This is a genomic window from Pseudooceanicola sp. DL12 (assembly GCF_056270665.1).
In genome coordinates this window covers 2,288,024-2,299,703 of the sequence record NZ_CM149884.1, presented here as the reverse complement: position 1 = coordinate 2,299,703, position 11,680 = coordinate 2,288,024, and the positions used below count along the sequence as shown (strand labels likewise).

The window sequence follows — 11,680 nt, the reverse complement described above, 5'->3', positions numbered from 1 at the left end:
CATGCGAAGGCGTCATGGGGGGTGGCCGGTCAGCTTCATAGGCCCAGTCAGGACCCCAGCAGAGTACCATCCGACTCGCCATCCGCAACATTTTCGAACGTAAATTGTGCGCGAACCTACCATTTTCAAACATTGCGTGTTTGGAATGCGGTTATGGATGTTCCTTTGCGTAAAAAGTAGCATCGGGGCTACACCTCAAGCGGCGTGGAAGTCCCTCAGCCGCAGATAGAGGTCCCGAAAGCGCGCATAGGCGCGATCATAGGTTTCGGCCTTCGCGGGATCGGGGTGCAGCGTACCGGATTCAGCGGCAAAGGCCTCGATACCGTCCCAATCCGCATGCCCTGTACCGACCGCCGAGGTCCAGGCCGCGCCGAGACAGGATCCCGGGTTGTGGCCCAGCCGCCGGACCGGCGCCTGCAACACATCGGCCATTATCTGCATCCAGACATCGCTGACCGCGCCGCCATCCGAGGCGGTGTACCGGCTGACCGGATGGCCCATGTCCCGCAGCACGTCGACATGGTGGCGGAGGGCGAAGGCGTAGGCCTCCAGGACGGCACGCCAGAGATGGCCGAGGGTGTGACTGAGCGTCAGCCCCTCGATGACGCCTCGAGCAGCAGGATCGTGGATCGGTGTCTTTTCCCCCAGGAAATAGGGCAGGACAAGGAGATCTCCGCTGCCTGCGGGGACCTGTTCGGCAAGCCCGTCGAGCCAGGCATGCAGGTTGCCATCCGGCGCCTCTACAGCACGCCCCGCCGCGAAGGTCCGAATGAACCAGTTCAACATGGACCCGCCCGTGGACATGCAGCCATTGGGCATGAACAGGCCTGGGATCAGGTGGTAATCGAGGTAGAGCCGTTCGTCCGGCGCGACACGATCCGTTACAGTCAGCACGTCGACAGCGCCGCCGAACTTGAGCAGGACATCGCCAGGCTCCCGAATGCCTGCAGTAAAGGCGGAGGCGATCATGTCTGCAGCGCCGCCGATGACAGGCGTGCCTGCGGCCAGCCCGGTCGCGTAAGCCGCTTCTTCGGTGACGGTGCCCAGGATCTGTTCGGAGGCAATCTTGGTTGGCACGGCCTGTTCGGGCACGCCGGTCATGCGCGCCAGCTCTGGATCGAGAACACCGCGCGTGACATCGACCAGCCCCGCCTCGAGGGCCCAGTTCTGTTCTATGGCCTTCTTGCCCGTCAGGCGCCAGTTGATGAAGTCGTACGACCCAAACACGGTGTGGATCCGCGCATGTGCCTCGGGTTCGTGTGCAGCAAGCCAGCGCAGCTTGGCGCCCACAAGCTGCTGGTTTACACCGTTGCCGGCGCGGGCAAGGAACGCCGCTTCATCGATTTCGCGCCGCATTTGCTCGACCTGGCGGCCACAACGGCCATCGCTCTGCTGGATCGACCTGCGGATCAGCCGGTCATCCTGGTCGAGGAGAACCACGGCAGGCAGCATGCCGGTCACGCCGACACCTCTTATCTCCGCGGACTGGCAGCCGGAGGCCCTGAGCAGTTCGGGCACGATGGCGCAGGTATTGCGCCACCATTCCTCTGGATCCTCCTCGGCCCAGCCGGGATGGTCGGAATGCAGGGTGACCGGGCGGCTGGCTGTGGCAAGGATCTGATCCGGAAGCCGGATCAGGATGCCGATAGTCGAAGTCGTGCCGATGTCGAGGCCGAGGAAGACGGTCATCTTGTCGCTCCTGTCGGCGGGATCAGCGCAGGCTGCCGACCTTATCCATGAAGCGCTTGACACGATCCGCGTCAACTGCGTTCCAGGTATCGCCATCAACCTTGAAATGGGTGCCGATCACGCAGCCGCTGGCGACGGACATGACATCCGTGACGTTGTCAATATTGACGCCGGTATTGGCAAAGACGGGGACATCCGTGATCGTCTCGCAGACCTTGCGCAGGTCGGACTGATCTGCCGGTTGGCCGGTAATCGGTCCCGAGACGAGGATTGCATCCGCGACCGAGGAGAATACCGCGGATTTGGCGCGCAGCTCGATCGGTCGGCGGTCGAGCGAATGTGCGAATTCTGCGTTGATGTTGAAGAGCATCTTCATGTCCTTGCGGCCGAGGTTGGCGCGCAGGCGGGCGGCCCCGGCACAATCGGGCTCCCAGACGCCCATGTCGGAAGCAAAGACGCCGGTGAAGATCTCGCGCACGAAACTTGCGCCGGTGGCAACGCCGAGCGCGATCGTGCCAACCGGGTCCCACAGGTAGTTCACGCCGAAAGGCACCTTGAGCAGCGGCTTGACAGCGGTGACGACGGCGGTCATGGCGGCCAGACTCTCGGGGGTGGACTTGAGCAGGTAGGGACGGTCGTTCTCGTTGCCGAACATGATGGCGTCGACGCCGCCAACTTGCAGGGCCTCGATATCCTTTATGACGTCTTCGATCAGCCCATCCATGCCGCGGTCCGGGTCGTAGAGCGGAGCGCCAGGCAGGGCACCGATATGGGCCATGGCGATGACCGCCTTGGATTTTTCGCCGAAGAAGTCGAAGGGCATAGGTATCTCCTGGGGGTAGGTCAGCCGGCGGTGCCGGCGATGCGGACGTCGACGCGCGCCGCCGCAAGCGCCTGGGCAATGTCGGGCGGCGGCGGGGCGTCGGTAATCACCATCGAGATGTCCTTGAGCTCGGAAAAGCAGATCAGGGACATCCGGCGGAACTTGGAAGCGTCGCATAGCACGATCTTGACGGCGGACCGTTCGACATAGATGCGCTTCAGCTCTCCTTCCTCCATCGAGTAGTCGTAGAAGCCATCAGCCGTCAGGCCCGATGCGCCGAGCAGTGCGACATCAAAATATAGGTTCGAGAATTGCTCGACAGCGATGGGGCCAATGATCGACATTTCGTCGGGACGGATGCGGCCACCGGGCACGTAGACCTCGTTCGCACTTCGCGAAAGCGCGTCGGCGATGCGCAGGCTGTTCGTGAATATCCGCTTGCGGCTCAGGCCTTCGAGGTATTGCGCGGCCTGAAGGGTGGTGGTGCCGACGTCCATCGCAATTGTGCGATAACGTGAGACCACGCGGGCGGCTTCCTGTGCGATGGATTCCTTGCTCGTTCGGTTGTGTTCGGTGCGCTCACCGAAGTCCGGTTCGACGTCGTCCATCAGGGTTAATGGCCCGCCCGCGAGGGGGACGGCGCCACCGTGGACCCGTTCCAGCAGTCCCTCGTTTTCAAGCTCCGCCAGGTCCCGCCGGACAGTCATGTCGGAAACATTGAAATCACGGGCAATATCCGCGACGGTCACAGAGCCGCCTGTGTGCAGCCTGTCGAGGATCGCGGCAAGTCTTGCCTGGGCTGGTATCCTGCTTCGCCCGCCACGTGCCGTGTTTTCCGTCTCTGCCGTATTTTCCGTCATGGTTTCCAGCCCTGTTCAGTTTGAAGCCCTATCGACATAATTGACGCAAAGCAAACAAATTCGTTGCGAAACGTGTTTGAATTTGTTTGTTTGATGAAAAGAGGAGTTCGCTATGTCACCGCATGATCTCGCCATTCAGACATATCCCGGCCTGGCGGGAAAGACTGCATTCGTCACCGGCGCGGCCGGTGGGATAGGTCTGGCCATTGCGCGGGCGCTTGCAGCACAGGGAATCGTCGTCACGATCGCCGATTTGAACGAGGGGGCGGCCGATTTAGCGGCCGCAGCACTCAGCGAGGAATTCGGAGGGGCGCATTTCGGTGTCGGCGTGGATGTGCGCGAGCGTGAGTCGGTCGAGGCGGCCTTCGCCGCAGCATTGGAACGGATGGGGTCCGTCGAAGTTCTGGTGGCGAATGCCGGCGTATCGACAATGCGCCCGGCGCTGGAGTTGACGGATGAGGATTGGGCCTTCAACATGGACGTCAACGCGCGTGGCGTCTTCCTTACAGACCAGATCGTGGCACGGCATTTCGTCAAGCAGGGCAAGGGTGTGATCGTCAATACGGCCTCTCTGGCTGCCAAGGTCGGCGCGCCGCTTCTGGCGCATTACTCTGCCTCGAAGTTTGCCGTTGTCGGCTGGACGCAGGCACTGGCCAAGGAGATGGCGCCGCACGGCATCCGCGTGAATGCGGTCTGCCCCGGTTTCGTTCGTACCTCGATGCAGGAGCGCGAGATCGCATGGGAAGCGGAGTTGCGCAAGATGACGCCCGAGGAAGTTGAACAGGACTACATTGCACAGACGCCACTCGGCCGGATCGAGACCGCCGAAGATGTCGCGGGCGTGGTGGTCTTTCTCTGTTCCGATGGGGCCCGCTTCATGACCGGTCAGGCGCTGAACGTGACCGGTGGCGTCTATATGACTTGAGATCAGAAAACGGTGGGCAGGGGGCGCTCAAAGCTCTTTCGGCCTGCCTTGAAGCCGGTCCGCGCCTGAGCCACGGTGGCAACGGCGGCGGTCTCGCTCTCGGATTCGAAAATGACGATATCCGCGGGATTGCCCACGGCGATCCCGTAGTCCGACATGTTGCTCAGCCGTGCGGCCTTGTCTGTGATCATCGAGAAAACTTCGGACAATTCGTCCGGTGTGCCGGCCTGTGCGATATTGGCATAGAGGTTCGCCATGCGCATGAGCGAACTGTCTCCGAATGGGGTGAAGGGGTTCAGCACGTTGTTTGTTGAAAGGGTGGCAAGCAAACCGGTTTTGGCCAAACGGTGCGCCGCCAGCATCCCGCGCGGCTCGAGTCGGTCCGTGTCGCGACCGAGCAGGAAGAGATCGGTGGCCGGCAGCACGGTGAGGGCGATCCCGGCGTCTGCCAGCCGGCGCGCCTGTTCGCTGCGTTCGGCGGGAGGGAGGGCCGAGAGCTTGGTCACATGGCCGATGGAGGTGCGACCGCCCCAGCCGCGTACTTCGGTCTCGCGGATGACATGGTGCAGGTTCGACCCCTCGGGGCTCAGGTCGAAATCGATGTGAAAATCGACCGCAACGTCGTATTTCAGCGCGAGATCAAAGATCTGCGCAACATGCGCTCGCGGGTCGGGGTCGGTGTAGGGACATCCGCCGACGAGATCGGCGCCCCGGGCGAGCGCCGCATCGAGCATCGGCAGCGTTTCGGGATCGTTGGTCAGGCCTTCCTGCGCAAAGGCGCAAAGTTCCAGTGTGATGAGGTGCGCATAATCTGCCTTGAGGCGGAGCAGTGCGTCGAAACTGCGAAACCCGGCGCGCGGGTCGATCTCGACGAACGAGCGGATGCGGGTCGTGCCATGGCTGATCGCTTGTCGCAGAACCGTCTCGGCGCGCAGATAAACGTCTTCTTCGGTAAATCCCGCCTTTGCCCTGGCGGTTTCGCTGACCGCCTCGGCGAGGGTGCCTTCACACATGGCGCACCGATGGATGATACCGGCCTTGTCGAGGTGGATATGCGTTTCGATCAGTCCTGCACAGGCAAGGCGGCCCGCAGCGTCGTGGATTTCGGTGTCGTGCGGAACGGTGATGCTCGGCCCGATCTCGGCAATTCGTCCTCCCTGAACAGCGATGTCGGTAGGGCGCGATGCACCGGGCAGCACGGCGTTTCGTATCAGCAGATCGGGGTGCATGAGGGAGGTCCTTTCAGGCGAGGGCGCCGCTGCGCGCGGTCACGCGGCCCGCCTTGATCGTGATCCGGTCGAGCGGACGCGTGGCCACGGCTTCTGCGCGGCTGGTGGCCGGCAAGAGGAGCAGGTCCGCTGGGCTCCCCTTGAGCAGCGTGACGGGCGCGCGGCCCAGGATTTCGGCCGGGTGGATGGAGACCAGATCCAGCGCCTGCGAGAGATCCTCGTCGGAGCGGAAGTCCTGACGATCACAGAGGATTCCGGCGCGTTCGATCAGGTCGCCGTTGCCGAAGGGAGACCAGGCATCCCGGATATTGTCGTTGGCGGCAAAGACGCGGACGCCCGCGGCCACCAGAGGCTTGACCGGTGGCATCGGCACCGCCCCCGGGGCCGAGGTCATGATCGAGACGCCGGCCTCTGCCAGGGCATCGGCCGTGCGGCCAAAGGTGGCGGCATCCAGGGCGCCCAGGCAGAAGGCGTGGCTGACGTTGACACTGCCCTGAAGGCCGGCGGCCCGGGTGCGCAGGGCGATCTGCTGAAGTTCGTGCGCGCCGAGTTCTCCGGCGTCATGGAGGTGGATATCCAGGCCAATGCCGTATTTCTCGGCCACGGCAAAAATCGCGTTGAGGTGCCCGCTGACGTCGCCATCGATTCCGGCGGGGTCCAGCCCCCCGATCAGGTCGACGCCCGCCTCGGCAGCGGCATCGAGCAGCTCGGCTGTGCCGGGCTCTGTCACTACCCCTGACTGTGGAAAGGCCACGGTCTGGATGTCGACGAGGTGACCATGGCTCTCGCGCAGCGACAAGACAGCTTCGAGACCGGCGAGGCCGATCTCGGGATCAATGTCCACGTGGCTGCGGACGGCCACCGTGCCGAGGGTGGCCAGCCGTTCGAGCAGGGCGCCGCCTCTCAGTTCCACCGGGCTGTTCAGCTCGCGGCGCAACTTCCGCTCTGCAGCGATGCGCTCGGCCACGCTGGCCCCGGGAATATGCGGAATGAACGGAAGGCCCATCAACGTCTTGTCGAGGTGGATGTGACCATCGACAAGCGCGGGCAACAGCAGGCGACCGGTTGCGTCGATGATTTCGGCGCCCTGCGGGGCAGAGAGGGCGCTACCGACTTCGGCGATTGTTCCGGCCTGGATGAGAACGTCTGTCTGGCCGAGGTCCGGATGGGTGACATTGCGGATCAGCAGATCGGGCGTGGCGCGCATGCGGGGGCTTCCTGTTCTAGTTGATCAGGCCGACCCGGCGTGCGGCAACGACACGATAGAGCGGATCGGGCCAGATCTGGTTTTCCTGGTGGGCCGAGAATGTCAGGCTGATGTCATGTTCATCGGAAGAGGCGCAGGCTTTGGCGAAAATTTCGGGCCAATCGGGAGCTGGAACCTGGCGCATGGCGTCCAATGCCTCCTTTGTCGGCAATTCGGGGAAACCGATCTTGGGGATCAGAGCGGCGATGATCGCCCAGAGGACCGGGTAGAGGGCGTCCGGATCGTCGAGATGCGGCCGCATCAGGCGGAGCCAGTGAAAGCCGGTGACCGCGTGCAGCGCGCAGAAATCCATCGTGCCGGCGAAGAGTGCGAGCGACAGAGCCGCCATGCGACAGGGCGTTTCCGAGGTCATTTCAAGCCGCCCGGCGAGCGCTGGAAAGCCCTCGGCCTGGGTGACGGCGCGGATGTGATGCCAGAGCAGATCGATCTCGACCTCATAGCTCTTAACACCGGGAAGGGAAGGAATTTCAGAAACGATATCAATTGGATCTGACGTCTTCTTCGTGTCACTGTCGCACATGGGAACGGGCAGGGCGCAGGCCGCCCAATAGCCCAGGGCGTGGCCGACATCTTCGACGTCCTCGTCGATTAGGGCATATGCGATGCGCATGAGAGGGTGAATGGCACTTGCGGCCATGTAGGGCGCGAGTTGCGGAACATAGGTGCGCAGGGCGCCGTCGATCCCGAGGCGGTTTGCCTCGGCGACGAAGAAAGTTCGGGCATCGCGCTCGCGGCTGCGATCTCCCAGGATGTTCTGCCATGTTTCGACGGACAGCGGGGCAATGGCCGGCGGTTGCGGGGGCAGCGGGTGCGCGTGGTTGTAGGTTTGATACCATTCCTCGATGCGCGCGGCACTGGCGCCCATCTGACGCATTGCCACCAGCACCATTGGGGCGTGGTTGGCTAGAAACTGAGGGAATTCAACGGAATCCGCCTTGGCGCGGGCCCTGACGGCCCGGTAGAGCTCACTGTCGTCACGAGGGTGCATCTTGCCTCCTCTCAGGCATTTTCGCGATCCGCATAGCCTAGCGGATCAAAGTGCTTTTCGTCGTAATTGTCTAGATTCTCGAAGAAAATTTCGGCGTTGTCGCAGAAGAGATGGCCGACGAGGGCGTCGACGAGGCGGGGGACGCCGTATTTCAGGCCGGTGATCCCGTTGCAGACCGGGCCCAGGCTGGGCACCGCGGCGGCGTTGAAGACATGCACGCGCGACACCCAGCCATCGTCCGGGCCCCGCGGTGTGAGCTCGAACCCGTGGTCGAGATAGGGATGTGCGGCGAGAGCCGCGTCCTGCTCCTCCTCGCCGGGGGTGTAGGTTTCGCCCCAGGTCGCGGCGTGAGAGAGCAGCGGGTGGATTTCCTTCCTGATTTCAGGGCAATGGCTGTAGCCGGTGCCGAGCAGAAGGTGATCGGCATGGAAGGTGCCACAGGCAGTGTCGATGCGCACGCGCCCGTCTTCCACCGAATATTTGTTCGATTTTGTGCCGGTGACGAAACGATAGTTGGGATAGCTGTGCGCCAGGTTGTACTGGTCCTGCGTCGGCGGCACCTTGAAGTCGTAGTAACGGCGGATGAAGCGCCAGCGCGTGGCATCGGGCAGATCGGCGAAATGCCCCAGGAAGCCGGGGAAGTTCGTCCAGGCGAGAACCTCGGTACGCGGCAGCGCGGCGCCCCGGGCGAGCTGTGTGACATGGGCCGCACCATGCTCGAGCGCGGTCACGGACCAGTCGAAGCTCGAGGTGGCGCCACCGATCACCACGATCTCCTTGCCGCGCAGCTGATCGTCATCGGCGATGTCGGCGGAATGCGTATAGAGATCGGCTGGCAAAGCCTTGATTTCAGGTGGAATATAGGGGCCGCCGCCGCCGTCGATCCCGGTGGCGAGCACCAGGCGGTCGCTGTGCGTCTGCCGCGTGCCCTGCGGGGTTTCGAGCGTCAGGCGCAGGCCGCGGCCGCCCTCGGCGGGGCTTACGTTGGACAGCCGGGTGAGGTTCTGCACCGGCACGCCCGTGACCTTTCGGAACCAGCCGAGATAGGCCATCCAGTCCTCCTTGGACGGCTTGTCGAGGGCCTCCCAGGCCGCGGCGCCATGGAGCGCCTCGTACCAAGACCGCATGGTCAGGCTGGGCACGCCGAGATCGACGGAGGCGAGGGTTTTCGGCGAGCGGAGGGTCTTCATCCGGGCGGAGGTGACCCATGGGCCCTCCTGGCCCTCGGGTCGGGCGTCGATGACGAGAATATCGCGGATGCCGCGCCGCATCAGCCCGAATGCAATGCCCAGGCCAGAGAGGCCGGCGCCGCAGATCGTGACCGTAACACCATCTCCGGAAAAGGGCGGAAGCCATTGATCCGGAAGCGCTTCTATGCGCTCCAGTTCATCTTTCACACGGGTTTCAAGCGCGGTCAGGGCGGCGTCAGGGGCTGACATGAGGGCCTCTTGTCTGAATGCTCGACCGGGCACGGCAGCCGGGCCCGCGGGCGGGCTGTGGCCATGGTCGGGAACCAGCCTGCGCCGAGCCGCCCCGAGGTGTCAAGTTTGAAAATGTTTGAAACTGTGCGAGTTTGCGCGGGGTCATGCAGGTCCAGAATTTGGCCGGATCGAGATTTGGACGGGAAAACAATGAATTGCGGCATTGCGCTTATCCTGCAGGTTTCGGACTGCCCGGGCGAAAGGCGTATGTTAAGCACATTTTAACGGGGCAAAGATGTTCACTTCGCCAGGAGTGCCCGGAAAAACAGCGTGCCTGGACCGGGAGCGCGAGGCGTTTCCGAAGAAGGGACAGGCCGCCCGTAGGCCCCGGAAACGGGACGGAAACCGACGTCGGTATTCCGTAAGTTGAATGTGATTAACCCCCTGAAAACGCCGGATTCCAACGTCGGTATTACGTCGGTATCGCGTCGGTATTGCGACGGTGCGAAATTGCCCCGTGGAGGTGGTTAATGAAGGGCGGAAATGGCGGAGAGCCGGCCCGGGGCCGCGCCGGACCGACCGGTGGGGTTTCGTCCGCTGCCGTGGCGCGATAGGCCTCGGGTCCGGATGAAGAAGGAGAGGACGGATGGCACGGGTGCGGATCGGAGCGGCGGAGATCACCGGCGTCACGCGCGGCGCGGCACAGGCGTTTCTCGGGGTGCCCTTTGCGCGGGCGGCGCGGTTCGGCGCGGCAGGGGTGCTGCACCCGGCGGGCGCGATCGATGCGCGGGCGCATGGGCGCATGGCGCCACAGATCGAATGGCCGGTGGCAGACTGGAACGGGGCGCGGCCGGCGCAGGGGCAGGCCGAGGATTGCCTGAACCTGGACATCTATACGCCGGCGGCGGATGGCGGGCAGCGCCCGGTGGTGGTGCATGTCTTTGGCGGCGGCTTCGAGACCGGCAATTCCCTCTCGGCGCCGATCGACGGGGCGGGATTTGCCGCCGCCGGCGACGTGGTGCTGGTGCGGCCCAACCTGCGGACAGGGGTGCTGGGCTATCTGCACCTGGGCGATCATTTCCCGGAGCTGGCCGGGGCGAACCGCGGGCTGCTCGACCTGGTGGCGGCGCTGACATGGGTGCAGCGGTACATCGGTGCCTTCGGCGGCGACGCGGACAACGTGACGGTGGTGGGCATGTCCTCCGGGGCCTTTACCACCACGGCGCTGCTGGCGGTGCCGCAGGCGGCGGGGCTGTTTCGCCGCGCCTGGATGATGAGCGGCAATGCCAGCCGCTGGATTTCCCGCGACCGGGCGGCGGAGATCTGTGACGATTTCCTGGCGCGCACCGGCGTGGCGGCGGGGGATACGGCGGCGCTTCTGGCGCTGCCGGTGGATATGATCCTGAGGGCGCAGAAGCGGATGTTCCCGGCGCACCTGGCCGAGCGGAACTGCCCGCAGGGCAAGCGCCTGGGCATCGTGGTGGAGGGCGAGACGATGGCGCGCCCGCCGATGGAGGCGATCCGGGCGGGGGCGGCGACCGACAAGCGGCTGATGTTCACCACGACACGCGACGAGACGCGGTTCTGGTACGCGCTCGGGGCGATGCCGGCGGTGGATGCGGCGCGGCTGAGGGAGACGGTGCGGCTCTACGAGGGGGCGCGGGCGGATGAGGTGCTGGCGGCCTGGTACCCGGAGGAGAGCCTGGCGCGGCGCGAGGAGCTGTTCCTGAGCGACCGGATCTATCAGCGGCCGGCGCATGAGACGGCAGAGGCGCAGCGCGCGGCGGGCGGCTGGGCGGGCGAGAGTCGGTTTGACTGGGTGCCGCCCGCGCCCCACGCGCAGTTTGGCGCCGCGCATGGGTTTGACGAGGCGTTCCGCTTCGGGCTGCACGACCCGGCGCTGTTCCCGATGGCGGCGGGCGATCCGGTGGCGCCGGCGCTGGCGTGCCGGCTGGAGGCGGAGCTGTTGGAGTTCGTGCGCGGCTGAGGCTCAGCGCGCCCAGAAGTCGCGGTGCGCCTGGGCGGCTTCCTCGGCGAGGAGCGGGCCGACGACCTCGATCTCGCGCTGACCGGCGGCAAAGACATCGCGACAGGGCAGGTCGAGCGTGGGGTTTTCCGGGTGCGAGCCCGTGATTTCAAGCAGCTGACGCTCGGACATGCCATAGACCACGCGGCCGAGGCCGACCCAGTAGGCGGCGCCCGCGCACATGGCGCAGGGTTCGGCCGAGGTGTACATGGTGCAGGATTTCAGCTTTTCCGGGCCATAGGCGATGCCGGCGCGGGTCATCAGGACGCGCTCGGCGTGGCCGGTCATGTCGCTGTCGGGATCGAAGGCATTTCCCTGTTCCATCAGGATGTTGCCATCGGCATCGGCCAGCAGCGCGCCGAAGGGGTGGCTGCCCTCGGCCATGGCGTCGAGGGCGATCTGGAAGGTGCGGCGCAGCAGCGCCTCGTCCTGCTCGGGGGAAATCGTCACGT

The 11,680-nt window shown here is 64.6% G+C and carries 10 protein-coding genes; 2 read left to right on the top strand and 8 right to left on the bottom strand.

Going from position 1 to position 11,680, the window contains the following annotated elements; translation table 11 throughout:
* Positions 1-195 precede the first annotated feature (195 nt).
* The 3 genes from AC0WR5_RS10725 to AC0WR5_RS10715 are packed head-to-tail and all read right to left on the bottom strand — an operon-like array spanning position 196 to position 3,372.
* The gene (locus AC0WR5_RS10725) at positions 196-1,689 is read right to left on the bottom strand and encodes an FGGY-family carbohydrate kinase (RefSeq protein WP_475863029.1); all 1,494 of its coding nucleotides are present in this window, start codon (positions 1,687-1,689) and stop codon (positions 196-198) included.
* A gap of 22 nt (positions 1,690-1,711) precedes the next feature.
* On the bottom strand, positions 1,712-2,512 hold the full coding sequence (locus AC0WR5_RS10720) for a BtpA/SgcQ family protein (protein WP_475863028.1): 801 nt from the start codon (positions 2,510-2,512) through the stop codon (positions 1,712-1,714).
* Between the two features lie 20 nt (positions 2,513-2,532).
* A complete protein-coding gene (locus AC0WR5_RS10715) occupies positions 2,533-3,372 on the bottom strand; it encodes a DeoR/GlpR family DNA-binding transcription regulator (RefSeq protein WP_475863027.1) in 840 nt (279 codons plus the stop codon).
* A gap of 112 nt (positions 3,373-3,484) precedes the next feature.
* Here AC0WR5_RS10715 and AC0WR5_RS10710 point away from each other — a divergent pair, with 112 nt between their 5' ends.
* Complete coding sequence (locus tag AC0WR5_RS10710; protein ID WP_475863026.1) at positions 3,485-4,297, top strand: SDR family NAD(P)-dependent oxidoreductase; 813 nt, start codon at positions 3,485-3,487, stop codon at positions 4,295-4,297.
* A gap of 2 nt (positions 4,298-4,299) precedes the next feature.
* On the opposite strand, the gene AC0WR5_RS10705 is transcribed toward AC0WR5_RS10710, so the two are convergent.
* The 4 genes from AC0WR5_RS10705 to AC0WR5_RS10690 are packed head-to-tail and all read right to left on the bottom strand — an operon-like array spanning position 4,300 to position 9,220.
* Positions 4,300-5,526: an amidohydrolase family protein gene (locus AC0WR5_RS10705; protein ID WP_475863025.1), complete on the bottom strand. Its 1,227-nt coding sequence runs from the start codon at positions 5,524-5,526 to the stop codon at positions 4,300-4,302.
* A gap of 13 nt (positions 5,527-5,539) precedes the next feature.
* Positions 5,540-6,733 (bottom strand): amidohydrolase, encoded by a 1,194-nt coding sequence (locus tag AC0WR5_RS10700; RefSeq protein ID WP_475863024.1) that lies wholly within the window; start codon positions 6,731-6,733, stop codon positions 5,540-5,542.
* A gap of 16 nt (positions 6,734-6,749) precedes the next feature.
* The gene (locus tag AC0WR5_RS10695; protein ID WP_475863023.1) at positions 6,750-7,781 is read right to left on the bottom strand and encodes a questin oxidase family protein; all 1,032 of its coding nucleotides are present in this window, start codon (positions 7,779-7,781) and stop codon (positions 6,750-6,752) included.
* Positions 7,782-7,792: 11 nt separating this feature from the next.
* Positions 7,793-9,220, bottom strand: a complete 1,428-nt coding sequence (locus AC0WR5_RS10690) for an NAD(P)-binding domain-containing protein (RefSeq protein WP_475863022.1) — start codon at positions 9,218-9,220, stop codon at positions 7,793-7,795.
* Positions 9,221-9,848: 628 nt separating this feature from the next.
* Between AC0WR5_RS10690 and AC0WR5_RS10685 the strand changes: the two genes are divergently transcribed.
* Positions 9,849-11,189 carry a carboxylesterase family protein gene (locus tag AC0WR5_RS10685; protein ID WP_475863021.1) on the top strand — a complete coding sequence of 447 codons (1,341 nt, stop codon included), beginning with the start codon at positions 9,849-9,851 and terminating at the stop codon, positions 11,187-11,189.
* Between the two features lie 3 nt (positions 11,190-11,192).
* Here AC0WR5_RS10685 and AC0WR5_RS10680 read toward each other — a convergent pair whose 3' ends face one another.
* Positions 11,193-11,678, bottom strand: a complete 486-nt coding sequence (locus AC0WR5_RS10680) for a nucleoside deaminase (RefSeq protein ID WP_475863020.1) — start codon at positions 11,676-11,678, stop codon at positions 11,193-11,195.
* Positions 11,679-11,680: the final 2 nt, after the last annotated feature.

What these genes read in the sequence shown, in the direction of transcription:
- AC0WR5_RS10685 (WP_475863021.1), top strand. Translation starts at nt 9,849, where the DNA reads ATGGCACGGGTGCGGATCGGAGCGGCGGAGATCACCGGCGTCACGCGC.
- AC0WR5_RS10700 (WP_475863024.1), bottom strand. Translation starts at nt 6,733, where the DNA reads ATGCGCGCCACGCCCGATCTGCTGATCCGCAATGTCACCCATCCGGAC.
- AC0WR5_RS10715 (WP_475863027.1), bottom strand. Translation starts at nt 3,372, where the DNA reads ATGACGGAAAATACGGCAGAGACGGAAAACACGGCACGTGGCGGGCGA.
- AC0WR5_RS10725 (WP_475863029.1), bottom strand. Translation starts at nt 1,689, where the DNA reads ATGACCGTCTTCCTCGGCCTCGACATCGGCACGACTTCGACTATCGGC.
- AC0WR5_RS10695 (WP_475863023.1), bottom strand. Translation starts at nt 7,781, where the DNA reads ATGCACCCTCGTGACGACAGTGAGCTCTACCGGGCCGTCAGGGCCCGC.
- AC0WR5_RS10705 (WP_475863025.1), bottom strand. Translation starts at nt 5,526, where the DNA reads ATGCACCCCGATCTGCTGATACGAAACGCCGTGCTGCCCGGTGCATCG.
- AC0WR5_RS10690 (WP_475863022.1), bottom strand. Translation starts at nt 9,220, where the DNA reads ATGTCAGCCCCTGACGCCGCCCTGACCGCGCTTGAAACCCGTGTGAAA.
- AC0WR5_RS10720 (WP_475863028.1), bottom strand. Translation starts at nt 2,512, where the DNA reads ATGCCCTTCGACTTCTTCGGCGAAAAATCCAAGGCGGTCATCGCCATG.
- AC0WR5_RS10710 (WP_475863026.1), top strand. Translation starts at nt 3,485, where the DNA reads ATGTCACCGCATGATCTCGCCATTCAGACATATCCCGGCCTGGCGGGA.